This window comes from Mycobacterium paragordonae (assembly GCF_003614435.1).
Classification (GTDB): domain Bacteria; phylum Actinomycetota; class Actinomycetes; order Mycobacteriales; family Mycobacteriaceae; genus Mycobacterium; species Mycobacterium paragordonae.
In genome coordinates this window covers 252,905-278,832 of the sequence record NZ_CP025546.1, presented here as the reverse complement: position 1 = coordinate 278,832, position 25,928 = coordinate 252,905, and the positions used below count along the sequence as shown (strand labels likewise).

23 protein-coding genes and 2 pseudogenes are annotated in these 25,928 nt (G+C 67.3%); 15 read left to right on the top strand and 10 right to left on the bottom strand.

Going from position 1 to position 25,928, the window contains the following annotated elements; all coding sequences use genetic code 11:
• Positions 1-7: 7 nt before the first annotated feature.
• Positions 8-2,245, bottom strand: coding sequence for an acyl-CoA dehydrogenase family protein (locus tag C0J29_RS01300; RefSeq protein ID WP_120791293.1), 2,238 nt, complete (start codon positions 2,243-2,245; stop codon positions 8-10).
• Positions 2,246-2,404: 159 nt separating this feature from the next.
• On the opposite strand from C0J29_RS01300, the gene C0J29_RS01295 reads away from it, so the two are divergent.
• Complete coding sequence (locus C0J29_RS01295; protein ID WP_065045907.1) at positions 2,405-2,977, top strand: TetR/AcrR family transcriptional regulator; 573 nt, start codon at positions 2,405-2,407, stop codon at positions 2,975-2,977.
• On the opposite strand, the gene C0J29_RS01290 is transcribed toward C0J29_RS01295, so the two are convergent.
• Complete coding sequence (locus C0J29_RS01290; RefSeq protein WP_120791292.1) at positions 2,964-3,566, bottom strand: TetR family transcriptional regulator; 603 nt, start codon at positions 3,564-3,566, stop codon at positions 2,964-2,966. The genes C0J29_RS01295 and C0J29_RS01290 overlap by 14 nt on opposite strands.
• A gap of 17 nt (positions 3,567-3,583) precedes the next feature.
• Here C0J29_RS01290 and C0J29_RS01285 point away from each other — a divergent pair, with 17 nt between their 5' ends.
• The 5 genes and pseudogenes from C0J29_RS01285 to C0J29_RS01265 all read left to right on the top strand — a co-directional run.
• The gene (locus C0J29_RS01285; RefSeq protein ID WP_242460596.1) at positions 3,584-4,657 is read left to right on the top strand and encodes a DUF1214 domain-containing protein; all 1,074 of its coding nucleotides are present in this window, start codon (positions 3,584-3,586) and stop codon (positions 4,655-4,657) included.
• Positions 4,654-5,826 (top strand): sulfotransferase family protein, encoded by a 1,173-nt coding sequence (locus C0J29_RS01280; RefSeq protein WP_120791291.1) that lies wholly within the window; start codon positions 4,654-4,656, stop codon positions 5,824-5,826. The genes C0J29_RS01285 and C0J29_RS01280 overlap by 4 nt, the downstream gene beginning before the upstream one ends.
• An 80-nt stretch (positions 5,827-5,906) precedes the next feature.
• Positions 5,907-6,287 carry a hypothetical protein gene (locus tag C0J29_RS01275; protein WP_065045911.1) on the top strand — a complete coding sequence of 127 codons (381 nt, stop codon included), beginning with the start codon at positions 5,907-5,909 and terminating at the stop codon, positions 6,285-6,287.
• Positions 6,288-6,303: 16 nt separating this feature from the next.
• A pseudogene (locus tag C0J29_RS34290) lies at positions 6,304-7,377 on the top strand (PE family protein); the annotation flags it as partial.
• A 72-nt stretch (positions 7,378-7,449) separates the two neighbouring features.
• Positions 7,450-8,769: pseudogene (locus tag C0J29_RS01265) on the top strand (acyltransferase family protein); the annotation flags it as partial.
• Here the strand turns inward: C0J29_RS01265 and C0J29_RS01260 are convergent.
• On the bottom strand, positions 8,747-9,202 hold the full coding sequence (locus tag C0J29_RS01260; protein ID WP_082978137.1) for a MarR family winged helix-turn-helix transcriptional regulator: 456 nt from the start codon (positions 9,200-9,202) through the stop codon (positions 8,747-8,749). The pseudogene C0J29_RS01265 and the gene C0J29_RS01260 sit on opposite strands and share 23 nt — an antisense overlap.
• Before the next feature lie 76 nt (positions 9,203-9,278).
• Here C0J29_RS01260 and C0J29_RS01255 point away from each other — a divergent pair, with 76 nt between their 5' ends.
• The gene (locus tag C0J29_RS01255) at positions 9,279-10,220 is read left to right on the top strand and encodes a CE1 family esterase (protein WP_120791288.1); all 942 of its coding nucleotides are present in this window, start codon (positions 9,279-9,281) and stop codon (positions 10,218-10,220) included.
• Here the strand turns inward: C0J29_RS01255 and C0J29_RS01250 are convergent.
• From C0J29_RS01250 to C0J29_RS01235, 4 genes are all read right to left on the bottom strand, one after another.
• Complete coding sequence (locus C0J29_RS01250) at positions 10,201-10,779, bottom strand: cytochrome b (RefSeq protein WP_120791287.1); 579 nt, start codon at positions 10,777-10,779, stop codon at positions 10,201-10,203. The genes C0J29_RS01255 and C0J29_RS01250 overlap by 20 nt on opposite strands.
• Complete coding sequence (locus C0J29_RS01245) at positions 10,779-11,861, bottom strand: catalase family peroxidase (protein WP_242460595.1); 1,083 nt, start codon at positions 11,859-11,861, stop codon at positions 10,779-10,781. Before C0J29_RS01245 ends, C0J29_RS01250 begins: the two co-directional genes overlap by 1 nt.
• A gap of 94 nt (positions 11,862-11,955) precedes the next feature.
• Positions 11,956-12,948 (bottom strand): ABC transporter ATP-binding protein, encoded by a 993-nt coding sequence (locus C0J29_RS01240; protein WP_065045915.1) that lies wholly within the window; start codon positions 12,946-12,948, stop codon positions 11,956-11,958.
• A 3-nt stretch (positions 12,949-12,951) separates the two neighbouring features.
• Positions 12,952-14,001 (bottom strand): ABC transporter permease, encoded by a 1,050-nt coding sequence (locus tag C0J29_RS01235; RefSeq protein WP_065045916.1) that lies wholly within the window; start codon positions 13,999-14,001, stop codon positions 12,952-12,954.
• A gap of 293 nt (positions 14,002-14,294) precedes the next feature.
• Here C0J29_RS01235 and C0J29_RS01230 point away from each other — a divergent pair, with 293 nt between their 5' ends.
• From C0J29_RS01230 to C0J29_RS01210, 5 genes are all read left to right on the top strand, one after another.
• Positions 14,295-14,672: an STAS domain-containing protein gene (locus C0J29_RS01230; RefSeq protein WP_065046029.1), complete on the top strand. Its 378-nt coding sequence runs from the start codon at positions 14,295-14,297 to the stop codon at positions 14,670-14,672.
• 48 nt (positions 14,673-14,720) lie between these two features.
• Positions 14,721-15,152, top strand: a complete 432-nt coding sequence (locus tag C0J29_RS01225; protein WP_065045917.1) for an ATP-binding protein — start codon at positions 14,721-14,723, stop codon at positions 15,150-15,152.
• 119 nt (positions 15,153-15,271) lie between these two features.
• The gene (locus tag C0J29_RS01220; protein WP_120791286.1) at positions 15,272-17,032 is read left to right on the top strand and encodes an N-acyl-D-amino-acid deacylase family protein; all 1,761 of its coding nucleotides are present in this window, start codon (positions 15,272-15,274) and stop codon (positions 17,030-17,032) included.
• Between the two features lie 9 nt (positions 17,033-17,041).
• The gene (locus tag C0J29_RS01215) at positions 17,042-18,397 is read left to right on the top strand and encodes an aromatic ring-hydroxylating oxygenase subunit alpha (protein WP_120791285.1); all 1,356 of its coding nucleotides are present in this window, start codon (positions 17,042-17,044) and stop codon (positions 18,395-18,397) included.
• Complete coding sequence (locus C0J29_RS01210) at positions 18,394-19,188, top strand: PP2C family protein-serine/threonine phosphatase (protein ID WP_120791284.1); 795 nt, start codon at positions 18,394-18,396, stop codon at positions 19,186-19,188. Before C0J29_RS01215 ends, C0J29_RS01210 begins: the two co-directional genes overlap by 4 nt.
• A gap of 54 nt (positions 19,189-19,242) precedes the next feature.
• Here the strand turns inward: C0J29_RS01210 and C0J29_RS01205 are convergent, their stop codons facing one another.
• Entirely contained in the window at positions 19,243-20,091 is an 849-nt protein-coding gene (locus C0J29_RS01205) for an enoyl-CoA hydratase (protein ID WP_120791283.1), read from the bottom strand.
• 239 nt (positions 20,092-20,330) lie between these two features.
• Between C0J29_RS01205 and fadA6 the strand changes: the two genes are divergently transcribed.
• On the top strand, positions 20,331-21,479 hold the full coding sequence (gene fadA6, locus C0J29_RS01200) for a steroid 3-ketoacyl-CoA thiolase FadA6 (protein ID WP_120791282.1): 1,149 nt from the start codon (positions 20,331-20,333) through the stop codon (positions 21,477-21,479).
• A gap of 234 nt (positions 21,480-21,713) precedes the next feature.
• Positions 21,714-23,333 (top strand): FAD-binding protein, encoded by a 1,620-nt coding sequence (locus tag C0J29_RS01195; RefSeq protein WP_120791281.1) that lies wholly within the window; start codon positions 21,714-21,716, stop codon positions 23,331-23,333.
• Here C0J29_RS01195 and C0J29_RS01190 read toward each other — a convergent pair.
• Positions 23,315-24,271: an alpha/beta fold hydrolase gene (locus C0J29_RS01190; protein WP_120791280.1), complete on the bottom strand. Its 957-nt coding sequence runs from the start codon at positions 24,269-24,271 to the stop codon at positions 23,315-23,317. The two genes, C0J29_RS01195 and C0J29_RS01190, sit on opposite strands and share 19 nt — an antisense overlap.
• Before the next feature lie 10 nt (positions 24,272-24,281).
• Positions 24,282-25,181: an SDR family NAD(P)-dependent oxidoreductase gene (locus C0J29_RS01185; protein ID WP_120791279.1), complete on the bottom strand. Its 900-nt coding sequence runs from the start codon at positions 25,179-25,181 to the stop codon at positions 24,282-24,284.
• Positions 25,182-25,363: 182 nt separating this feature from the next.
• Between C0J29_RS01185 and C0J29_RS01180 the strand changes: the two genes are divergently transcribed.
• On the top strand, positions 25,364-25,927 hold the full coding sequence (locus tag C0J29_RS01180; protein ID WP_120791278.1) for a TetR/AcrR family transcriptional regulator: 564 nt from the start codon (positions 25,364-25,366) through the stop codon (positions 25,925-25,927).
• Position 25,928: the final 1 nt, after the last annotated feature.

Genomic DNA, 25,928 nt, shown 5'->3' with positions numbered 1-25,928 from the left:
TATGTCCTTATTTTCGTGGTAGACCGAGAATCATCTGGGCGATGATGTTCAGCTGGATCTCCCTCGTTCCGCCACCGATCAGTTCAGCCGGGAGGTGCAGATACGGCTCCACGATGGCGGGATCGGAATCGGCGACCATCGCCAGGCGCCCCGTCAACTGCAGCGTCGCTTCAAAGGTGCGTCGCAGCAGCACATTCATCGCGACCTTGGCGATGCTGGACGCCGGTCCTGACGGCTGTCCGTCAAGAAGCCGGATGGTTTCGCGCACGCCCAGCGCCTTGATGGCGTTGGTGTACGCGTCGAGCTCGCCGAGCGCGCGCAGCGCATCGTCACGGTCGGGCCCGGGTTCGGATGCGAGCCGGCGCAGTGCGGTGGCGCGGTCGAACTTGACGTATCCGCTGATCGCCGAACGCTCTTCGGCCATCGTGGCAATCGCCAGGTTCCACCCGCCGACCGGGTCTCCGAGCAGCATATGGTCCGGAATGAAGACGTCGGTGAGGAAGACCTCGTTGAAGTGCGCCTCGCCGGTTGCCGTCTTGATCGGCTGGATCTCGATCCCCGGTGTCCGCATGTCCAGGATGAAATAGCCGATGCCGCGGTGCTTGCTGGCCGCCGGGTCGGTACGGGCCAGCAGCGCGCCGAAGTCGGCCCGGTGTGCGACCGACGTCCAGATCTTGTGCCCGTTGATGTTCCAGCCACCGTCCACCTTGGTGGCGCGGGTGGCCAGCGCGGCCAGGTCGGAGCCGGCGCCGGGTTCGCTGAAGAGTTGACACCAGGCGATCTCGCCGCGCTGGGTCGGTGGTATCAGCTTGTCCTGCAGGTCTTTCGGTGCCGCCTTCAGCACCGAGGGCAGGATCCACTCGGCGATGCCCAGCGAGGGTCGCACCAACTCCGGCCGCTTGGCGAACTCATCGTCGATGATGAGCTGGCGCAGCGGCCCGGCGTCGAGTCCCCACGGCTTCGGCCAGTGCGGTGCGATCAGACCCGCCTCGGCGATCAGCGTGCGCTGCGGACCGGTCTTGAAGTCTTCGTAGTCGCCTTGCCGCCCGGGCTGGTCGTTGCTCAATTTCATTGCAGCGTCCAGGGTGTGAGCCACCTGCGCCCGGAATTCCGCATCGGCGTCGCCCAGGTTGACCGACATGTCACGCTGCTGAGTGCAGGTGAGCCGCCCCAGCCGCCGTGCCCACCGGTTCGCCGGTCCGATCGACGCCGCCAGGCTGATGGCGCGGCGCCAGTACAGGTGCACGTCGTGTTCCCAGGTGAAACCGATGGCGCCGAACATCGTCAGCGCGTCCAGCACGAGATCCGGGGCGGGCGAGATCGCGATGACCGCGGCCCCGGCGGCGGCGATGCGGTGCTGGTCGAGTGATTCGTCGGCGGCTCGCACCGCGTCCCAGGCCGCCGCCGTCGCCAGTTCGCTGTTGATCAACAACATCGCGGCGCTGTGTTGCAGCGCTTGAAAGGTGCCGATCACCTTGCCGAACTGCTCGCGGATGCGCAGGTGTGCGGTGACCGCCTCGACGCACCATTGGGTGATGCCGGCCGTCGCGGCGGCGACCAGTGCCGCCGCCACGCATTCCGCCCGGTCCGGATCGATGCCGGTGAGCCCCCCGGCGGCGGCGTGGTCGGTCAACCGTAACCGTCCCACATCGGTGACGATGTCCGTGCCGTCCTCGGGTTCCGTTGCGGCCGAGTCATTTTCCGGGTCGGCGCCGTTTTCCGGATCGATCAGCGCCCACACCACGCCGTTGCCCGGGTCGCGGGCCGCCACCAGAATGACCTGTGCCGAGCAGACACCCGCGGTGACGTCGGATACCCCGGAGACCAGCCAGTCCGGCCCGTCGGGACGCGCTCGGAATTCCCCGTTGCCGGGCAGGATGACCGCCGCGGGTGCCCCGGCAGCGAGTCGGCGCAGCAGCGCATCCGCCGCGGGCGTGGTATCGGCAAGCAGTGCCACGGCGCCCGCGGTCACGGTCGGCAGCAGCGGACCGGGCAGCAGCGCCTTGGCCGCGGCTTCCAGCACGCAGGCGCAGTCGATCAGCCGCCCGCCCTGGCCACCCAGGTGCTCCGGCAGATGGACCGCGTGAAAACCGTTGTCGACGAGCGCTTCCCACCACTGCGGCAGTTTCCCCGCGGCGAGGGCCTGGAAGTTGTCCCGGGTCGCGCCGATCGGTGCATGGCGAGCCGCGAACTGCTGAGCGGCATCGCTGAGTTGCTGTTGCTCAGCGGTCAGGCCGAGGGTCACGACGCGACCCCCGCGGGCCCGTGGGTGACGAACTCAGCGCAAGGGCTGGGCATCGGCGGCACAGACTGCTATCCTCTCCCCTTACAAGACGAACCGTCTCGTCTTGTCGAAGATTACGTTGCCGGATGATGTTCTGTAAAGGCGAGTCAGGATCAGTCGATGCCCACCGATCTCACGCCTCGGCGCCGCAGCGAGAAGTCGCGGACGGCGATTGTGGCCGCCACGCGTGAACTCCTGCTGGAGCGCGGATTCGACGGTTTGAGCATCGAGGCGGTCGCCGCTCGGGCCGGAGTGGGTAAGCAGACCATCTACCGCTGGTGGCGCAGCCGCCCGGCACTCGTCGCCGACGTCATGTTGGAAGACGCCGACCGGATCCTCGCATCGATGAATCACACCGATGATCTGGCCGCGGACCTCGTGGAGTGGGTGGGCAAGCTCGCCACCACCCTGACCACGGACCGCGGTTCGGCGATGTTACGGATCCTGACCGCAGCCGGGATGGAGCACGAGGACACCGCCGTCCGATTGCGCGCCGGATTCAGCACGCCACTGCACGACAGCGTCCGGACGCGCCTGCTGGCTGACGACATCGACGAGGCCACCGCCGAGTCGGCCGCGGACGCCATCGTCGGCGGTGTGGTTTATCCCATTCTCTCTGACGCGCAACGCTATTCGCCGCAACGAGCCGAACACACGACACGGCTGATCGTCGCGTCGCTCATCCGATCGTGATGGCCCCCAGGCCCTGACGCACCCGGTCGGGCAACGATCCGCCGTGCACCAGCCAGTCGTCCAGGGCGAGCCGGACGGTGGCCATCGCCAACGCGCCGATAAGGCGGGGCCGCGGATCCCGCGGGTCCAACGCCGGCAACCGTGGGGCGATCAGGTCGGCGATCACCGCCTCGTACCGCACATAGATGTGCAGGGTCCAGGCGTCCAGCGTTTCGGACGATCGGGTGAGGGTGGCCAGTTCGCGCACCTGGTTCTCAATCTCGGAAAAACCGTCGGCCAGGTCGCCGAACGCGCCGACCACAGCGTCGATGGCGGACAACCCCGCCGGCTGCCTGGCCAGTGCGGTGGTGATGCGCTGCAACCAGTGGACGTTCACCCCTTCCGCGACCGCGTCTTCCTTGGAATTGAAGTAGCGGAAGAAGGTGGCCCGCCCGACGTCGGCCGCGTCCGCAATTCGTTCCGCCGTGGCACCCGCGAGGCCCACGTCCGCGACCAACTGGGCCGCTGCGGCGGCGATGCGCTGACGCGTGGCCGCGCGGCGGCGTTCCGACAGCGATTCGCGCGAAGTGCTGGCCAATTGCTGAGTCATAGTCTAATTATGAGACCATGACTCAAGTCGAGGCGCCGGAGGCGCTCGCCGCGTGGCAGTTCTTCCAGCAGATGCTGGCCAATGCGACCAGTGTCGTGACCGAGGACGCCGAATCCGAACGTGAGCTGCTGGAGGGACTGCGGGCAATCGCGCGGGTGTCCTCACTGTGCTCGCAACTGTCCGTCGAGGCCGACACCGCGCAGCCGTCGTTCTTCGACATGTCCACGCCCAACCGGATGATCGGTGGCCCGAATCCGGACGGCAATTACTACCTGGCGATGATCCGTGGCGATCGCAGCTACCGGATCACCGGCACCCGGGGCACCAGCGCCTATCTCGGTTTTCAGATTCTCGCCGGCACCGGGCTGACGCCCCGGCGCATGGCCGCGTATCTGAGCGACAACGACCTGGGCTCAGACGAATTCGAGATCATTCTTTCCGCCGGCCAGCCTTCGAGCAACGCGGGTGCTCACTGGCTGCAGATCCCCGAGGATGCATCGTCGCTGGTCGTTCGCGAGTACATCGGTGACCGGGCCGCCGAGCAGCTGGCCACATTGCACATCGAGGCCCTGCACCCGGATCCGGTGGCGCCGCTGACCCGAAGCGAGCTGGCCGATCAGTTCACCGCGATGGCATGGACGCTGATGAAGCTGGTCACCCTGCATCGCACGATCAAGCCCGAACTCCTCGATCACCCAAATACGCTGGTGACCGCCGCGGCGGCCGACCTGGGATCGGCCGACACCACCCCGGACAACCTGTACATGATCGGCTCCTTCCGCCTCGACCCCGATCAGGCCCTGGTGCTCGACATCGCGCCTCCCGACACCCGGTACTGGAATGTGACGCTGGAGAGCGTCTGGCACGAGTGCCTCGAGCCACGCCGCCGGCACAGCTCAGTGACCAACCGCGGGGTCCAACCCGACGCCGACGGGCGGGTGCGCATCGCAATCTCGGCTCAGGACTTCGGCTTTGGCCACTGGCTGGATACCGGTGGCCGGCATCGCGGCTTCGTCGTCCTGCGCTGGCTGGACAATCCCTCTGCACCGGAAGTCACGGTGTCGGTGCGCAATCGGGGTGAACAATCGTGACCCTGCGGGAACGCTTCGCCCCGGAGCGGCTCATCGCCACCGCGTGCGAGGAGACCGGCCACGACGACTTCGGCGCTGACGGCTGGCAGCCCGGACTCGACCTGGTCGCCGACGGGCTCGTCAATGAGGCGCAGCTGTCGCCCATCGGGGTCGAGGTCGCGTACCTCGATCTGATGCGCGCCCTGAAGAACCGCCTCGACGTGATCGACTGGCGCAAGCAACATCCGGAGGTCGCCGCCAAGGGGATCGACTCGCCGATCGTCATCGTCGGCCAGCCCCGCACCGGCACCACCATCCTCTACGACCTGCTCGCCCAGGACCCCGACCTGCGTGCGCCACTGACCTGGGAGGTCGACGCCCCCTGCCCGGTGCCCCAGCCCGACACCTACCACGACGATCCGCGCATCGCGGCCGCCCAGGCCGGCATCGAGATGTCCGAGCAGATCATTCCGGGATTCATGGCCTTCCATCCGATGGGCGCTTTGGTGGGCCAGGAGTGTGTCCGCATCACCGCCAGCGAATTCACCAGCATGATCTTCTCGGTGCAGTACCGGCTGCCCAGCTACTACCGCTGGCTGCTGTATGAAGCCGACCACGCCGGCGCCTATCGCTTCCATCGAATCTTCCTGCAGCACTTGCAATCTGGCGTGCCGGGCCAGTGGCTGTTGAAATCGCCGGCGCACCTGTGGCAGCTCGACACCTTGTTCGCCGAGTACCCCGATGCGTTGATCGTGCAGACGCACCGGGATCCGCTCAATGTCATCTCGTCGATCGCCGCACTGACCCGCCATCTGCGCCGGATGGCCAGCGACGAACCCGACATCATCGAGTGCGCAGCTCAGTCCTACGAGGAGATCGCGGTCGGGCTCGACCGCGAGATGGCGCTGCGCGACAGCGGCAAGATCCCCACGGACCGGGTCATCGACGTCCATTTCGCGGATTTCATCAACGATCCCTGGACCACGATCCGCGGCATTTATCAGAAGCTGGGTCGCGAACTGACCCCGGGCGCCGAGCAGCGGATGCGTGATTTTCTGGCAGCCCATCCCGGCGATGGCGGGCGCGGTCGCTACACCTGGTCGGACACCGGCCTGATCGCCGAAGAGGTGCGGGAGCGAGTGAGCGCCTACCAGGAGCGTTACGCGGTACCCACCGAGCAGTTGCGGTGAGCGGCGCTCCGCAAAATCCGTCAAAAAAATGAATTCGTTATGTCCCGCAAAATGTGATCTAGGACATAGACTTCCCGCTTGTGACGACCCCGTCGAACCCGTGGGGCGACGAACGACGGAGACTCTCGCACCAGCTACAGATGCGAGGTCAGTACCTCGGCCGCAGGCAAGCGCGACGGCTCAGCCGAAGCTTCGCGCAAGTCGGCGTGCACGTCCCGCCGACGCGCCTGCAGCAGTTGGTTACCGGCACACCGGTGGCGGACAGGGAGTTGACCGACGTCAACTTCGCCCTGATCGCGACTCATTACCTGCGGGAAAAAAAGGCCGCGCGAACGACGCACCTGCAGCGCCGCTGCCGACACGCGGCGATCTGCGCGGGCCTGATACTCGTCGCCCTGAACTTCCTGTTCTGCCTCGCCTATCTCTTCTTCACGCTGACGCAGCACGCCGCGCCGATGTGAGGCCGGAGGCCGCTAATTGTCTTACCTGAGCGCCGTGCCGGAGTTGCTGGCCGCCGCGGCCACGGACGTCGCCGGCATCGGCGCGGCACTGGACGCGGCGAATGCGGCCGGACCGGCGACTCGGCTGCCGGCGGCCGGTGCCGATGAGGTGTCGGCCGCGATTGCCACGGTGTTCGGCCGCAACGCCCAGGCCTATCGGTTGGCCAGCGCCCAGTTATCGGTCTTCCACGAGCGGTTCGTGCAGGCACTCAACGCCGCCAGCGGCAGTTACGCCGCCGCGGAGTCAACGAATATCGCGGCGTTGCTCCAGCGCGCGCCACAAGCCCTGCTGGACGCCGTCAACGCCCCCGCCCAGGCAGCCACCGGCCGTCCACTGATCGGGAACGGAGCGGACGGCGCACCGGGGACCGGCCAGGCCGGCGGGGCGGGCGGGCTGTTGTTCGGCAACGGCGGCAACGGCGGATCCGGCGGACCCGGCCAGTTCGGCGGACGGGGCGGTTCCGCCGGATTCATCGGCAACGGCGGCAACGGCGGACAGGGCGGGGCCAGCACCGCCATCAACAAGATTGCGCCGCCCGGCGGCAACGGCGGCGCCGGCGGATGGTTGTTCGGCAACGGCGGGGCCGGCGGCCAAGGCGGCCTCGGCGGACCGAATATGACCGGCGGCTGGGGCGGCCAGGGCGGCAACGCCGGGTGGTTCGGCAATGGCGGTGCCGGCGGGGCGGGCGCCTTCGGCCCCGCGGGCGGTGGTGACGGCGGCAACGGCGGGAACGGCGGCCAGTACTTCGGCAGCGGCGGTGCCGGCGGTGACGGCTACGGTTCCGGCACCTCCCTGCGCGGCGGGGTCGGCGGCGATGGCGGTGACGGCGGCCAGATCGGCAACGGCGGCCGGGGCGGCCAGGGCGGTGAGGCGTCTCTGGTCAACGGGTCGGGCGGAGCCGGCGGCAGCGGTGGCAGCGCTCAGTTCGTCGGGGACGGGGGCGCCGGGGGCGCCGGTGGTGCCGGTTTCGATCCCGCGCACGGCGGCGCGGGCGGCAGTGGCGGCGAATATCTGGGCCGGGCCGGAGTACAGGGCGCGGACGGACTCGGCCCGTAGCCCTACCCGCCGAGACGAGTAGAACTACGCACGCCCCGCGGCGTGCCGAGCGGCAAAGCTGCTTGAATGACCACTTTGATGGGCTTTCCCAGCCCCGCTGAATTGGACGCGCGCACCCCATCCGACCGTGACCGCGCTATCGACGTCATCCGCATCACCGCACTGATCGGCGTGGTGATCGGCCACACCGTGATGGCCATCAGCGTCATTCGCGGGGGTGTGCTGATCTGGGACAACCTGCTCAGTACGTCGGTCGTGTTTCAGGCGCTGACCTGGATCTTCCAGATCATGCCGCTGTTCTTCTTCGCCGGCGCCGCTGCGTGCGTCACGTCCTGGCAGCCCGGTAGCAGCTGGGGAACCTGGCTGATGAAGCGGTGCGCCCGGCTCTTCCGGCCGGTGTTCTACTACTTCGCATTCTGGGCGGTTACCCTTGCCGTCCTGTACCCCCTTCTGCCGCAACATGTTTACGAGCCCGTCGCGGGCATCAGCATTCAATTGCTATGGTTCCTCGGCGTTTACGTACTGGTGCTGGCCGCGATGCCGGCGTTATCCCGCATCACCACACCGGCGCGTCTGATAGTCGGGGTCGTCGGGGTCTACGCGATGGTCGCAACCGTCGACGCCGTCCGGCTGCACTGGTCGGACGCGTCGCCGCTGGGCTACCTCAACCTCGCCGCCTGGCTCATCCCGGCCATGTTCGGTGTCGCCTATCGGCGCCAACTCGTCACCCGCCGAGCGGCACTGGGCATGGCGGTGGCCCTGCTCGTGGTCAATGTGGCGCTGCTGACCTGGGGACCGTACGAACTGAGCCTGGTCGGCATCGAGGGCATGCGCCTGCCCAACATGAGCCCCCCGTCGCTGTTGCTCGCCGGGCACGCGATCGTGTTGAGCGCGTTGGCAATCGCCGCAGCGCCGGCGATCAATCGGTGGGCACGGCGGCCGCGGGTGTGGTGGTGGACGGCAATCGGCAACTCCGGCGCGATGACCCTGTACCTGTGGCACATGCCCGCGCTGCTGGCCGTCCACATCCTTTTCGACACCGCGGGGCACCCTCGCTTCCCGGGCCGGCCGGACTTTCTCGCGGTCACTTTCGAGCAACTGTTCATCATGATCGGGGTGGTGGCGGTGCTGTTCGTGGCGCTGCGCCCGCTGGAGAACAATCCGCTGCCCGGCTGGGACGGCTGTCCCGCCATCACCTCGGTCCGGCGCGGACGGGTGGTCGGCATCCTGCTGTGCGTGGCGGGGGCGGCACTGCTCGCCGCGGTCAAGTGGGGACTGAAGGACGACGGGTTGGTCTGCGTCTCGGTCATGATCTCCGCGCTCGTGGCCGCGCGGGCGCTGGCCGCGCTGTCCGAGCCCGGCGTCAGCGGTCTTCGGAACTCGCCGCCGCCAGCAACATCTGCAGCGTCGCACGCAGTTCGCCGAGCCGGCGCTGCCCGAGTATCTGTTCCCAGCTCCCCTCCAATTCCAGCGCGGTAGACCGCATCACGCGCAGCGTCTGACGGCCGCGCGGCGTGATCTCGATGATTCGGGTGCGCGCGTCGTCGGGGTTCGATTCGCGGGTGACGTAGCCGTGCCGTTCCAGCGCCGTGACGGCCTGGGCCACCGCCTGGCGGCTCACCCCCAGGCGGTCGGCCAGATCTGAGGCGTGGAGTCCACCGGTCGCCAACGGCACCAGGGCCACCGCCTGCGCCGGCCGGATCCCGTCCAGCCCGGCTGCCGCGAATGCGTGCTTGAGCCGTGGACCGCCGGCCGCCGCCAACCGTTGCACCAGGGCGGGCACCGTGGGTTCCCACTGGGCGTCTGCGTGACGTGGCATGACTGCAGAGTCTGCCATCAGATCCATTTTTGACAAGTAACTTGTCAATCTCGAATTGGGCTGTCACCATGGGCTGATGGCATCTCGATCCGCCCGGGCCGGCATCGTTGTCCTCATCGCGACCCTGGTTGTCCTGCTGGGCGGTTGTTTCGGCGGTGGCCACGCCGTCGGGTCGCCCGAGCACCCGGCCATCCCGGTGGGCAAGTCCTCGCAGAGCATCGAGTGGGCCGGCACCACCCGCACGTTCAATGTGTATCGGCCGCAGGGGTTGTCGGACGCCGCACCGTTGGTGGTCATGCTGCACGGCGGTTTCGGTAGCGGCGCCCAGGCGGAAGGTTCCTACCACTGGGATGCCGAGGCCGACAAAGGGCATTTCCTGGTGGCCTACCCGGATGGCCAGGGCCGCGCCTGGAACGCCGGTTCGTGCTGTGGCAATCCGTCCGAGACCAACCTCGATGACGTCGGATTCATCGGCGCGGTCGTGGCCGCCATCAAGGGCCAGGCGTCCGTCGATGCGGCGCGGGTGTACGCCACCGGGATGTCGAACGGCGCCATGATGGCGCTGCGGATGGCGTGCGAGACGGACCTGTTCGCCGCGATCGCACCGGTGGCAGGCACCCTGGTCACCGATTGTTCGCGGGCACGTCCCACCTCGGTGCTGCAGATCCACGGCACCGCCGACGCGAGTGTCCCCTATAACGGCGGACCGGGAAAGGCGTTGAAAGTCAACGGGACTCCGCGGGTCGACGGCCCACCGGTGCCGATGGTGACGGCCGCCTGGCGCACCATCGACAGCTGCGCGGCGCCCACGTCGACCACCGCCGGCGCGGTCACCACCGAGACGGCAGCGTGCCCCGAGGGACGCACCGTCGAGTTGATCTCGGTCGCTGACGCCGGCCACCAGTGGCCCGGTGGAGTCCGCGGCCCCATCTTGGAGCGGTTAGGCCTGCCCCAACCGTCCACGGCGCTGGACGCCACCGACACCATCTGGCAGTTCTTCAGTCAGCACCACCGCTGAGCGGTTCGCGACGTTTGGCCGGCCACAACGCCATTCGATCGATGATCCGGTCGCGCAGGACGAAGGTGTGGAACAGCACCGCGCTGACGTGTGCGGTGAAAGCCAGAAACAGCAGCAGGGCGAAGAGTCCGTGAGCCTGGCGCAGCACCGCGTAGATGTCGATGTTGTGTGGCGCGATACCGGGCAGGTCAAACGGGCCCACCGAGACGATCGGATTGCGCGCGGCCGACAGCATCGCCCACCCGGTCAACGGCTGGATGATCAGCAACCCGTACAACAGATACTCCGAATACGAGGCGATGCGGCGTTCAGCGGGGCCCATGGTGGCCAAGAACGGGGGCAGGGTGTGGGTCCACCTGTTGATCAGGCGGATCACCGCGAAGATCAGGATCAGCACACCGAGTGGGCGGTGGACGGCCAGCAGCAGCGGGTAGAGGCTCAGCGACGCGACCATCGTCACCCCGATGAACAGTTGGGCGATGACCATCGGCGCCATCAGCCAGTGCAAGATCCGTGACGGGAGCGCGAAACGTGTTGCGGCAGCGATCTTCTCGGTCATCAGACGCGAACCTCGCTGGGCGACTTCGGCTCTTCGGCGCGCCGGGTGAAGGACCGCGCGTACACACCCGCCCTGGCCCTGGGAATCGGATCGTCGGACAGGGCAATTCCGTCCGGCAGCACGGTCGGGTCGAAGTTGATATCCCGTGCGTTGCCCGGCGCTTCGGTCTGCACGGCGGTGATGGTGACGGTGCCGGCGTCGATGGTGCGGCGCGTATCGGGCCAGGGCCGGGTGGCGTCGTCGGTGGGATCACCGGGCTCACTGACGGTGAGAACCAGGCGCCACCGCACCGGACGCTGCGCCACCGCGCGAATCAGATCGTCAAAGAGGTAGTCCCTGGCGGCCGACGGCGGTGCGGCGGCCTGCCCACCGTCGTCGACCGGAATCACGGACCACCGCACGGCAAAGGTTTCGCCGGACTCGCTGGTGAAGCGAAACGCGTTGAGCCCGTTGAAGGTACTGTCGGCGAAACCCGCGCTGGGTGGTGACTGCTTGATGATCTTCATCGCCGCCGCGGTTTCGGGATGGCGCTGCAGAAACGCGGCCATCCGCTGCGGGTCCGGTTTGCCGGTGTCGGGCTGCGGTTTGCCGGCAAGCAGCCGCTCGTAGAACCCCTGCGGGGTGCTGTCGGTGAACACCGGCAGATTGATCATCGCGGTGCGCCACTGCTGACCGTCCGGCATCTGAAACAACAGGCCCAGTCCGCGAACCGTATCGGCCTTGTCGGGCTGGTCGGGTAGTCCGCCGCCCAGGGAGAACCGCCCGACCACCGGTACCGTGCCACGCTTGAACACCGCAGCCCGGCAGATGCTCGCACCCGCGCCGTTGCTCTCGAAAGTTCCTGTCGCACTGAGGCCTTTGGCGTGGTTACGGCGAAAACCGTCGTGGCGTCCGTAGACGTCCTCGAAACGGTCGGTGAACCGTCCCGGCGTCAGCGCGTCGGGTCGCAGCCAGCCCCCGGCGTAGGCGAACGCGCCGACGTCCACGGCAGCGAACCCGGCCACCGCGCCCATCCCGAGCAGCGCCCCCCGGCGGGTCAGCGCGGAGCGCCCCCGGGATTCATCGTCCTCGCGCGCTTCCATTCCGCCGTCCTCTCCACGCTGTCCCGACACAGTCTCAAGGAGCCGTGCTCACACCGCACCACGAAGCGGTGGCGCGATCCGTTCAACCGACGGTTCAGTCCCTGCCCAGCGCGCGATGTTCGATCAGGTCACGCAGCCCGCCGGCGCCGAGTCGCTCCCGGAACGCCGGCGCCGTGTAGCCGACGACGGTCGCTGCGGTGCGGGCGCGGGCGGTGGCCGAGCGCGGCAGGTGGAACAGCACGCCGATCTCGCCGAAGTAGTCTCCCGGGCCGACCACCTTGAACAGTTCCTCACCGCCGTCGGCCATTTCATGCACGATCTCGATCTCGCCCTCGCTCACCACGTAGATCAGCTCGCCCATCGTGCTCTGCTCGAACAACACCTCGCCGGCCTTCAGTTCGACCGTTTCCGGTTCCCGATCCGTCTCGGCGAAGTCGGGAGTCAGTTCGACGACGCGATCGGCCAGCGGCAGCATGCGGCTGTCATGGGTTGCCACCACGACCACCCGGTCGCCGTCGGCGAGTTCGCGGATCAGCCGCAGCACCTCCTCGACCTGGATGAAGTCCAGGTGAGCGGTGGGCTCGTCGGCCAGGATCAACGGCGGATCCAGGGCAATCGCGCGAGCGACCGCGACGCGTTGCTGCTGCCCGCCGCTGAGGTCGCCCGGGCGGTGCTTCATCCGTTCACCGAGGTTGACGCGCTCCAGCAACTCCACGGCGCGCTTGCGCGAGGCGGCCCGCGACATGCCGGCCGCGCGCATCGGCACCATCACGTTCTCCAGCGCGGTAAGGCTGGGTACCAGGTTGAACGCCTGGAAGACGATGCCGACCTTGTCCCGCCGGTACTTGGCCAGCGCCGCGCCGTCCAGCGTCGTGATGTCCAGGTCGTCGAATTTGATCGCCCCGGACTTGGGTCGCAGGATGCCGCCCAGGCAGGACAGCAGCGTCGTCTTACCGCACCCACTCGGCCCCAGCAGGATCACCAGCGACCCGGAGGCCACGTCCAGGTTCAACCCGTTGATCGGCCGTAGGGCATATCCGCCGCTGTAGTACTCGACGACCAGGTTCTGAATGCTCAGATCACCCACCGGTCAGGGACCTCCGAACGCGAGAGCGGGATCAATGGCCACCACCCGTCTCAGCCCGGCGAGGCTGGCCAGCAGGCCGATGACGATGGCGACCACCGGAAGGAGCACGTAGGCGAGTGACGGCACCGCGACGACCATCGGGAACAACGGCGCCAACAGCTTGGAAAGGATAACGCCTACCACCGCGGCCAGCAGCGAGACGATCAGCGCCTGCAGCGCCAGCCCGGCCAGGATCGAACGCGTCGGCGTCCCGATCGCCTTGAACACCGCAAAGTCGCGCACCCGCTCGAGCGCGGACAGGTACACCACCGATCCGACGATCAGCACCGCCACGATCCACAACAGGATCGCCACGATCGTGATCGAGTTGACCGCCACCTTCAGCGGCCGGATCAGGTCCTTGACGGCCCCGTCCCGGTCGAAGGTGCGGTAGCCGTCGGGTAGCGCCCGCGGGGTGCCGTCGATACCGATCGAGGTGACCATCGGCTGTCCGTTGTAGGCGACCTGCTGCAGACCTTCGGTGGTCAGGAAGATGTTGGGGATTTTCGCCAGCGCGGTCGAGTTGGGGACGATGCCGACGATCTTCAGGGTGTGGGCGCCCACCTGGATGGTGTCGCCCAGGTGGCGGCCCAAAACGCTGGAGGCGGCGACCTCATCGGGCCGAGACGGCGCCCGTCCTTCCGAAACCTGCGGCATGCCGGGCCCGTGTTCGGGCGCCCCGAAGGCGGTGACATTCCGCGTCGACGAGCCCTCTCTCATGATCGTCCCGACGCAGCCCAGCGGCGCCGCCGCCGAAACTCCGGCCTCGCCTCTCACCCGGGCCAGGTCGACGTCGGGGAACGGGGTCGACCCGAGAAAGGGCCCGGCCGAGCCGTCCTTCACCACGAAAGCATCGACACCCAGCGAATCCACCGTGTTGCGGGCCTCGACCGTGAAGCCATTCGCCAGCCCGCTCATCACGAGCGTCATCCCGAAGATCAGTCCGGTGCTGACAATGGCGATAACGAGGCGTCGCTTCCGCCATTGCATATCGCGCAGGGCAGCAAAGAGCATCCCCAGACGCTACCAACGTGCGCAAGCCCCAGGAGTGGGGTTCGTCAGAGAAGGGCTGGGCAGCCTTCTGGGCCGTGTCACCAGTGCCGATGTCCGACTGGGCGCGGCCGCCGCGCGGCGCGATTCGGGCCTTTTTCGCGCGTGACCTAGAATTGACATCGGTTAACTGCCGTTGCGCTACATTTACCCGGCGCAGGATCTGGCGGTGTTCGGCGGGTTGAAGCAACAGCCCCGGTTTTGCGTGGTTGTCTGAAAAGTAGCGTTTTCCCGCAAGGATGGATTTGAGATACAGCATGGTCGATCAACCCGGCGATTCAGTGAATCGAGCCCCATTCGAAGTCGAACAGTACGAGACGGACGGTGCCGTGGTGCTCGGCGTCTCGGGCGAAGTGGACATGCTCAGCGCGCCGCAGCTGGCCGAGGCCATACATGCGGCTCTGGCTCCCCAGCCGGCGGCAGTGGTCGTGGACCTCACCAAAGTCGAGTTCTTGGCCTCCGCCGGCCTGAGCGTTCTGGTCAACGGGCAGGCCGAGGTATCGCCGCCGACGCGCTTCGCGGTGGTGGCCGACGGCCCAGCCACCAGTCGTCCGATCAAATTGATGGGCATCGACAGCCTGCTGTCGTTGCACCGGACCCTGGATAACGCGCTGAGCTGGATCGCTGGTGCCTGAACCTGGCTTTTCCGGGGAGGGCAGGACACGCTGACCGCCGGCCCTCTCATGACACCTCTCGACGACCGGTCCCGCTTTGTCCGCATGCGGGTGGCTGCCGATGCGCTCAGCGCCCATCGGATCCGCGTCGAGTTTCGGAACTGGCTCGACCGGCACTTCACGCTGGGCGCCGAGCGATTCAGCGATCTGGTGCTGGCGGTCAGCGAAGCGCTGGCCAACGCCGCCGAGTTCGCCTACACCGACAACCCCGACCCCGGGACGATGGACGTCAGCGCGGCTTATGACCCCCAGTCGGACACCCTCGCCGTCACGGTCAAGGATCGGGGCAGGTGGCGGCAACGCGGGGGGACGAGAGACCTGACCAGGGGCCGCGGCATCCCGCTGATGCGCGTCCTCGCCGACGAAGCCGACATTGACGGCACCCCGCACGGCACCCAGGTCACGCTGAAGTGGAAGCGCCTGACCGCGCCCGCTCGCTGACACGCGGCAGTTACTCCGGATTCATTGACTGAGGCCGGTGGGACGCATAACGTCGCCTACATACGCGACGCGTCGTAGCGTAATGACGGCCAGTCTTTGTTCCTGCCTCGGAGGCATCCATGTTCGATCTGAAAATCACCGGTGGCACCGTCGTGGACGGCACCGGCGCGGAACGCTTTCGTGCCGACATCGGCATCAAGGACGGCAAAATCGTCGAAGTCAGGCGCCGCGACACCGACGGCCCGGAACTGCCGGGGGACGCCGCCGAGACCATCGACGCGACGGGGCACGTGGTGGCGCCGGGCTTCGTCGACATCCACACCCACTACGACGGCCAGGTCAGCTGGGACAGCCTGCTGGAGCCGTCGAGCGGGCACGGCGTCACGACCGTGGTCACCGGCAACTGCGGGGTCGGCTTCGCGCCGGTACGGCCCGGCACCGAGGACTGGCTGATCAAGCTGATGGAGGGCGTCGAAGACATCCCCGGCACCGCGCTCACCGAGGGCATCACCTGGGGCTGGGAGACCTATCCCGAATACCTCGATGCCATCGGCAAGCAACAGTTCTCCATCGACGTGGGAAGCCAGGTCGCCCACGGCGCCATCCGCGCCTATGCGATGGGCGAGCGCGGCGCACGCAACGAGCCGGCGACACCTGAAGACATCGAGGCGATGGGGCGGCTGGTGCGGGAGGCGGTCGAAGCGGGCGCTCTGGGGTTCTCGACCTCTCGCACCCTGGCCCACGTGGCGATGGACGGCGAACCCGTGCCCGGCACCTTCGCCGCCGAAGAGGAATTGTTCGGACTGGGCCGGGCGATGGCCGCCGGCGGTCAGGCGGTGTTCGAGCTGGCGCCGCAGGGGGCGGCGGGTGAAGACATCGTCGGGCCCAAGAAGGAATTGGACTGGATGCGCCGGCTGAGCCGCGAGATCGACCGGCCGGTGTCCTTTGCCTTGATCCAGGTCGACGCCGACCCGAATCTCTGGCGCGAGCAGTTGGACGTGTCGGCGGCCGCGGCGGCCGAAGGCAGTCGGTTGCACCCGCAGATCGCGGCGCGACCGTTCGGCATGATGATCGGATTCCAGGGTCACCACGGCTTCACCCACCGGCCCACCTACCGGCGGCTCAAAGCCGAGTGCAGCCGCGAAGAGCTGGCCCAGCGCCTGGCCGATCCCGCGGTGAAGGCCGCGATCCTGTCCGAGGACGACCTGCCCCTGGAACCCGGCGTGCTGTTCGACGGCATGTTCGCGATGGTGCAGCATTCGCTGGGACGGCTATATGCCCTCGGCAACCCGCCGGACTACGAGCCCACCCCCGACCGCACCGTCGCCGCGATCGCCGAGGCGCGCGGTGAGGACCCGCTGTCCACCCTGTACGACCTGATGCTCGAAGCAGACGCGACCGCGATGCTGATGTTGCCGTTGTTCAACTACGCCGACGGCAATCACGATGCGATCCGCGAGATGATGTTGCATCCGTCCGGGGTACTGGGCCTGTCGGACGGGGGCGCCCACTGCGGGATGATCTGCGACGCTTCCTATCCCACCTTCCTGCTGACGCACTGGGCCCGGGACCGCAGCCGAGGCGAGAAATTGTCGCTGGAGTACGTGATTCGCAAGCAGTCGCGTGATACCGCTCATCTGTTCGGCCTTACCGATCGGGGCACCATCGAGCCGGGTAAGAAGGCCGACCTCAATGTCATCAACCTGGACGCCCTGCGGCTGCACCCCGCGGCGATGGCCTATGACCTGCCGGCCGGTGGCCGTCGAATCCTGCAGGGCGCCAGCGGATATGCGGCCACGATCGTCAGCGGCACGGTGACCCGCCGCAACGACGTCGACACCGGCGCCCGCCCGGGCCGCCTGGTACGCGGAGCGCGCTAAGCTGCCCCCGTGAAGACACGCCTTGTCCACGCCGGCGCGAAGGCCCCCGCCCGCGCCGAAGAGGACGCGATCGGCACCCCGCCGCCCTCACCCACCCGGGTGCCGGCCGAGCGGTACTACTCTCCCGCGTTCGCCGCGCTGGAGGCCGAGCGGATGTGGCCGAAGGTGTGGCAGGTGGCATGCATGCTCGACCATGTGGCCGAACCCGGTGACTACTTCGAATACCGTTGCGGCCCATACGGTGTGCTGATCGTCCGGGACGACGGTGGAACGCTGCGAGCATTCCAGAACGCCTGTCGCCATCGCGGCAACTCGCTGTGCGTGGGTTCGGGTTCGGGGCTGCGCGAACTCAAGTGCGGGTATCACGGCTGGACCTGGGACCTGGCCGGCACGCTCAAGCGAGTACCCGGCCGCAAAGGGTTCGGCGCGCTGCGGATGTCCGACTTCCCGTTGGTCCCGGCCCGGGTCGACGTCTTCGGAGGCATGGTCTTCGTCAACCTCGATCTCGACGCGATGCCACTCGCCGAATACCTGGACGAGATTCCAACGGACATCGCCTGGTGCCGCATCGACGACTTCCGTTGCTACGCAACGCTGACCGTGGAGGTCGAGGCGAACTGGAAGACGATCGCGGACGGGTACAGCGAGACCTATCACATCCAGACGCTGCATCCGGAGCTGCTGCGCTGTGTGGACGATATCCATGCGCCACAGCAGATCTGGCGGCACGCGGGAAAGTCCGATCAACCGTACGGGGTGCAGAGCCCACGCTTCGACGGCGCGTTGAGCGACGAAGAAGTCTGGGACGCTTACGTTTACACCCAGGGCGCCCTGATGGGCGCGGCTGAAGGCACCCCGTTTCCCGCCGCCGAACGCGAGCCCGGACAGACCGTCGCCGACCTGATCGCGGCGCGCACCCGGTCCTTTGCCGCCGGCCGCGGGGTCGATCTGGACTGGGCCGACACCGACCGGGTCACCCGCCTGCACCAGTACAACGTGTTCCCGAACATGACGTTTCTGGTCAACGCCGACCACCTGACCATCATGACCTCCCGGCCCGGGGCCGACCCCGATCACGGTGAGCTGACCATGTTCCTGATGACGCGGATGGCGCCGGGAGCCGGACGCAACAAGCCGACCGACGTGCGGATATCGGCCGCGGACGCCGAACCCGGCATCGTACTGACCCAGGACATCCGGGTGCTTCCGGGCCTGCAGCGCGGCCTGCATCAGCCCGGCTTCACCCACTTGGTGCTCTCCAACGAAGAGCGCCGGGTGATCAACATGCACCGCAATCTGGAGCGCTATCTCGACCTGCCCCAATCCGAGCGGATGACCGGCGGCGACAACGGTTCTCAGCGATGACGGCGTCCGCAGGGCCGAAGTTCGCCGGCCTGTCCGACATCGGCCGGATTCGCGCCACCAATCAGGACAGCTGGGGCGTCTATCCGGACCGCTCGCTGTTCATCGTGGCCGACGGCGTGGCCTGCAGCACCGATGGCGCCTTGGCGGCCGCTCTGGTGGTCGAACTACTGCCGACGTACGTGAGCCGTCATCTCAAGCCCGATAACCTCGACGACGAAGCCGCCGCCGATCTGCTGGGGCGTGCCCTCGTCGAATATTGCGACGACTTCCGGGTTTTCGCGAGCACCGACGACCGCGCCGCCGGCGCCAACACCACGGTGGTGGCCGTCATGGTCGCCGGAAGCCGGGCCTTGGTCGCCCACCTCGGCGACAGCCGGGCCTACCTGTTCCGCGACCAACGGTTGCAGCAGATCACGCGGGACCACAGCGTGATTCAGGACATGATCGACGCCGGCGAGGTCTCCGTCGAGGAGGCCGAGCGCCATCCCGCGCGGGCGATACTCACCCGGCATGTGGCGATGTTCCCGCGAGCGTTGCCCGACGCGGCGGCGGTGGAACTGCTGCCAGGTGACCGGATCCTGCTGTCCAGCGACGGGCTGCACGGGGTGGTCGACGACCCGTCGCTGGCGCAGATCCTGGATTCGCATCCGGACCCGGCCGGCGCGTGCGAGGCGCTGATCGAGGCGGCCCTGCGGGCGGGTGGGCCGGACAACGTCACCGCGGTCGTCATCGATACCGATGTCAATGTCGATACCGATGCCGATGCCGATGCCGATGCCGGCGGCGAATAACGCTGCCGCCAGGCGCTGTGACGAACGCTGCCGCTGGCGCGGCGACGGAGCCGATCATCGTTCGCGCGCCATGTCTTTCACGTCTACCCCGCCCAACGGACCTGCCCCCACCTCGGCGTTGTGGGCGTGCGCGAAATGATGTAGTCCGAACACCGCATCGATTCCGTTCCGCATACCCATCTGGTCTTCACACTGATTCACCGCTTTCTTGGCGAGCGCAAGACCGAACCGGGGCATCTTCGCGATGCGTGCTGCGAGGGCAAAGGTCTCCCGCTCCAGGTGCTCGCGCGGAACCACCCGGTTCACCATGCCCACCTCGTAGGCGCGCTGCGCCGTGAATCGATCACCCGTGTAGAGGATTTCCTTCGCGAACCGGGATCCGAGCACCCACGGATGTGCGAAGTACTCGGCGCCCGGGATCCCCATGCGCACGACCGGGTCGGAGAAGAACGCATCTGTCGACGCCACGATCAGATCGCACACCCACGCAAGCATCAATCCGCCCGCGATGCAGGCACCCTGCACCATCGCAATCACCGGCTTCGGCATCTCCCGCCAACGCCGGCACATGCCCAGGTAAACCTCCATTTCCCGGGCGAAGCGCTGGTCTCCCCCTGATTTGGCCACGTGGTCCCACCAAAGCACCGCTTCGTTGTCATAACGCACATGGTGATCCCGGCCCGGTGAACCGATGTCATGTCCGGCGCTGAAGTGCTCACCGCTACCGGCGAGGACTATCACCTTGACCGCATCATCCTCCACGGCTCGCCGGAACGCGGCGTCGAGAGCGTACGTCATCACCGAATTCTGGGCATTGCGATATCGGGGGCGATTCATCGTCACCAGGGCCAAATCATCTGTCACGGAATAGGTTACGACGTCTGGCTGGTGGGGAACCGTCAATGGTCTCAACCTTCCTTGTCGGTGCTGCGGCACCGGAGTCGGCTCATCCGGGGCTGGCGGGCCGGCCGCGCATGATCGTCTTCCTGCCGCTTCAAGGTACGACGGATGCGTTGACCAAGCAAGCGCTTGGTTGTTACTCTGCCGCCGTGGAGCGCGCAGGCGCCCCGCACCGCGGAGCAACTCGGGCCGGCAGTATCTCGACCTCTTCCTCGGCGGGATCATGAACGAAGGAGCTTGAAATGCCAGAGGTCTACATCGTGGAGGCTGTCCGTACCGCGGTCGGCAAGCGCAACGGATCGCTCGCCGGTATGCATCCAATTGATCTGGGCGCACACGTTTTTCAAGGGTTGTTCAGCAGGGTCGACGTCGACCCCGGTGCCGTCGACGACGTCATCGTCGGGTGCGTCGATGCGATCGGCGGCCAGTCCGGCAACATCGGCCGGACTTCATGGCTGGCCGCGGGCTATCCCGAGGAAGTTCCCGGCGTCACCGTCGACCGGCAGTGCGGATCCAGCCAACAGGCCATTTCGTTTGGTGCACAGGCAATCATGGCCGGAACCGCGGACATCATCCTGGCCGGTGGCATGCAGAGCATGAGCCGGATCCCGATTTCCTCGGCCAGGCGGGCCGGTGAACAGTACGGCTTCACCAGCGCGACAGCGGAATCCGAGGGATGGCGGCACCGCTACGGCGACGAAGAGATATCCCAGTTCCGGGGCGCCGAGCTGATCGCGGAGAAATGGAATCTGTCCCGGGAGGAGATGGAGGAATTCGCGCTGTCCAGTCACGAGCGCGCGCTATCGGCAATCCGGGCCAAGCATTTCGACAACGAGATCGTGCGGGTCGGTGACTTCCGCACCGACGAAGGTCCGCGCGAAACGACGCTGGAGAAGATGGCCCAGCTCAAGACGTTGACCGAGGGCGGACGGGTGACAGCCGCGCTGGCCAGTCAGATTTCGGATGGTGCGAGCGCGGTCCTGCTGGCGTCCGAACAGGCCGTCAAAGACCACGGGCTGACACCACGGGCTCGCATTCACCACATCAGTGCGCGTGGCGCCGACCCGGTGTTCATGCTGACCGGACCCATTCCCGCGACCCAGTACGCACTGGAGAAGACCGGGCTCGCCATTGACGACATCGATACGGTGGAGATCAACGAAGCCTTCGCACCGGTAGTTCTCGCGTGGCTCAAAGAGATCAAGGCCGACCCGGCGAAGGTGAATCCCAACGGAGGTGCGATCGCACTCGGTCATCCGCTGGGTGCCACCGGGGCCAAGCTGTTCACCACCATGCTCAACGAGCTCGAGCGCACCGGCGGCCGGTACGGGCTGCAGACGATGTGCGAAGGCGGGGGAACCGCCAACGTCACCATCATCGAGCGGCTGTAGTGGTCCGATCGCGCGGTGTTGGAACGCTTCGGGCCATGCATTGACCAAGCAAGCGCTTGGTCACTAAGCTGCGCGTGTGAGCCCCTCGGTTGCCGACCTGACCGGTTGCCGACCTGACAGGTGGCGCGGGTTCAGCGCGAGGCGAGATACGCCACAACGGCCGATCACGCCCATCGCGACACGGTGGCGCTCTAGAGTCCACGAGCGGAGAACGAGCTTGATGGGAGTTGGGCGATGAGCACGGTCGAATCGACAAACTTCACCGAATCAGCCGACGTGGTGGTGGTCGGGTTCGGCGCCGCGGGCACCTGCGCGGCCATCGCCGCCCGCGAGAACGGTGCCGACGTGCTGGCGTTGGATCGCGCCAACGGTGGCGGTTCGACCGCCGTGTCCGGCGGCATCATCTACGCCGGCGGCGGCACCTGGGTGCAACAGCAAGCCGGTGTGAGCGACAGCTACGAGCAGATGCTGACGTATCTTCGCCGCGAAGTCGGCGACGCCGTTAGCCCGCAAACCCTGGAGTCCTTCGTGGCGGGCAGCCCCGAGATGATCCGGTGGCTCAGCGATTACGGCGTGCCGTTCGATTCGACGGTGTGCCCGTACAAGACGTCCTACCCCAACAACCACTACTACCTGTACCACTCGGGCAGTGAGAACGCCGGTGAGTTTCGTGCCCTGACGCCGCCCGTGCAGCGCGGGCACCGAGTGAAGGGCAAAGGCACCTCGGGCAAGAAGATGTACGAGCCGCTGGCGAAATCGGCTGTGGCACTGGGGGCTCGATTCTCGCCACACACGGTGGTCAACAAATTGATCCAGGACGCCGACGGCCGCGTGATCGGGGTGGAGGCCACGACGATGCGCCACGCGCCGCCGCGCATCCAGCAGCGGTACTCCAGGCTGGCCGGCCTGTCGACCAAGCCGGGTATCTACTATCCGCCGCTGCGCGCACAGGTGGAACGACAACTGCGCCGGCTCGAGCGGCGTTACGCCCGGCCGGTGCGGATCCAGGCGCGACGCGGGGTGATCATCTGCGCCGGCGGTTACATGGCCAACACCGAATGGGTCAAACGCTTTGCGCCCCAATACTTAGGCGGACTTCAGCTCGGCACCAGCGGTGACGACGGCAGCGGTATCGCGATGGCACAGAGCGCCGGCGCCGTCACCGAGCGGATGGACAACGTGTCGGCGTGGCGATTCATCACGCCCCCAAGCGCTTTCATCAGCGCAATCATCGTCGACGAGCAGGGCGATCGCATCATCGACGAGAGCCGCTACGGCGCGGCGGTCGGCTATCAAATGGTGCGGCACCACCACGGCAAGGGCTGGCTCCTCGCCGATGCGACGCTGATCAAAGAGGCGCGACGGCAAATGATCAAGCAGCCGTTATGGTTTCAGCGCGCCCAATCGGCGGCACTGATGTTCCTCGACTCCGTCAAGGGCGCCTCGCTACCGGAGGTCGCGCAGCGTGCCGGCATCGACCCGGACGGGTTAGTCGCCACGGTGCAGGCACACAACAACGCCATCGACACCGGCACCGCGGACCCGGTCGGCAAGCCCGCGGACTTCACCCGCCGGATCAGCAAGCCGCCGTTCACCCTGCTGAACATCTCGATCCGGCCGAACCTGCTCAACCCCACGCCGATGCTGACGCTGGGCGGCATCCGGGTCGACGAAACCACGGGAGCTGTGCTCGACAGCACCGGTTCGCCGATCCCCGGGCTGTACAGCGCGGGACGGACCGCCACGGGAATCTGCTCCAACTCATATGTCAGCGGACTCTCGCTCGCCGATTGCGTGTATGCCGGTCGTCGCGCCGGAAAGCACGCCGCCGCGGATCAGCCCGCCGATCGCTGAATCACCAATTCCACACTGGCAGCGACCAAGTCGGGCTGGTGCACCTGCACGAAGTGGTCGCTGCCGGTCGCCTCGACCCGCGGGGTCTGCGGGCGGAGGGCGACCAGGTCGGTGGTGGCGTCGCGCCAGGCCTGCTCCAATTTCTCGCCCCTGTCGGCCGGCAGGTCCGGCGGAATGATGAATGGCTCCGTCCGGGTCAACACGACGGCCGGAACCGGCGGCAACGACGGCGCCGTCGCCACCTGGGTGACGCTGCGGTCGATGTCGACCATCTCGAAGGACGGTGAATCCACGAACTGTGGCAACGGTCCGTCCAGCGCCCGCCGGTAGGCCGGCCAATCGGATCCCAGCAAGTCTGGAATCTCGGCGGCGAACGCGTCGACAAATACCAATCCGCGCACCTGCGCGGGGTAGGTCTGGGCATACAGCCGAATGAAGAGCCCGCCCAGCGAGTGGCCGACGAGCACGTACGGGCCTTGCAGGTGCGCGACCTCGACCAGCGAATGCAGGTCGCTCACCACGTCGCTCGCCGTCCGCGGCATCGGCACCGGTGAACTGCGGTCGGAGATGGTGGGCGGGTCGGATTCGCGCAGTGTGCCGGGCCGGTCATAGGCGCACACCCGGTGGGTGCCGGCCAGCGCGGGCAACACGGCGGGCCCCTTGGCCGGCCCGTCGGCGTCGGATTTACTCCACGGGTCCGACGAGTTGTGGTAGCCGGATTCCAGGATGACGGTCGGGGCGCCGCGGCCCCGGCATTGCAGGTACAGGTGCCGCCCGTTGCCGATCTCCACCGGCCCGGCGAAGTCTCCGCTGGAGCCCGCCCCGGGCGCGGGCCGGCCACCCGGCGGTCCCGCGCCGCAGCCGACCAGCGCCGTCGCGGCGATGGACGTCAACAGGAGGATGTTCCGCAGCGCCTGCATCGGCCCATTCAAGCCCATGCCGTCGGGTCTACACGTCGTAGCTGACTCCGGTGAGTTCCTCCGACACGGCCCACAGGCGGCGCTGGAGCTCGGCGTCGTGCGACTGTGCGCTGGAGGCAACGAGTTTCGGGTACCCGCGCACTTCCTGGAACCCGTCGGGGCCGTAGTACTGGCCGCCCTGCACGGCAGGGTCGGTGGCGGCCCGCAGCGTCGGCAGGGCGCCGAGCTCGGCGGGCTGGAACAACGGCTTGCCCAGCCGTGCGATCAACGTCGGCAGGTGCCGGGTCAGCTCGGTGTCGGAGACGCCGGGATGCGCAGCCGCTGCGATGGTGGTGCCGTGCGGGGCCAGCCGACGCTGCAGTTCGTAGGTGAAGAGCAGGTTCGCGAGCTTGGACTGGCCGTATGCGCCGACCCGGCTGTAGCTGCGCTCCCACTGCAGGTCGTCGAAATGGATTGCGGCACGGATGCGGTGTCCGACGCTGCTGACCACGACGACGCGCGAGCCCGTGACCGGCAGCAGTCGGTCCAGCAACAGCCCGGTCAACGCGAAGTGGCCGAGATGGTTTGTGCCGAACTGCATTTCGAATCCGTCGGCGGTGGTCGACTTGGGCGGGTACATGACGCCGGCGTTGTTGATCAACAGATCGATGCGGTCATGCGTGGAACGCAGTTGTGCCGCGGCCTCGCGTACGGACGCCAGTGAGCCGAGGTCCAGCTCTTGCAGCTGGACGTCAGCCCCCGGCGTCGCGGCCGTGATCCGGTCGGCGGCCTGCTTGCCCTTCTCCAGGTTGCGGACGGCGAGCACTACGCGTGCGCCGTGGGCGGCGAGCGCGGCAGCCGTTTCCAAGCCGAGGCCGGTGTTCGCGCCGGTGACTACGGCCGTTCGGCCGGTCTGGTCAGGAATGTCGGCGGCGGTCCATTTCGTCATGGGGAACTCCTAGTTCGAGCAGTTTGACTCTGCGGTGAGGGCGACAAAGTGCGAGTTGCCGCCACCCTCTGCGCAGGATCATCGCGTAAGGTATTCAGTAAACGGGGCGAGCGCTCCGCTTTTCCCTACTATACGGAACGTGCGCCCCGTTTTGTCAACCGTTGGGGTGAAGGAGGCAGGCAGTGGCCAGCACCGAGCGGCCGGTACGCGCCGACGCGGCCCGCAACCGGGCACGCGTGCTGGATATCGCCTACCAGACCTTCGCGGCCGAGGGGCTGTCGGTGCCGATCGACGAGATCGCGCGGCGGGCGGGCGTGGGCGCGGGCACCGTCTATCGGCATTTCCCGACGAAAGACGCGTTGTTTCAGGCGGTGATCGCCGATCGGATGCACCACATGATCGACGAGGGTCGCGCCCTGCTGAAATCCGAAGACGCCGGCCAGGCGTTGTTCACCTTCCTGCGCTCGATGGTGCTGCAGTGGGGCGCCGCCGACCGGGGGCTCGTAGAAGCTCTGGCCGGCATCGGGATAGACGTCAACAAGGCGGTCCCGCTCGCCGAGGAAGAATTCCTGGACATGCTGGCCGAGTTGCTGCACGCCGCTCAACAGGCCGGTACCGCACGGACGGATGTCGGTGTGCCCGAAGTGAAAACACTGCTGGTGGGGTGTCAGGCGATGCAGGGATACAACGCCGACCTCGCCGAGCGGGTGACCGATGTCGCCCTCGACGGTCTGCGACGGAGCTGAA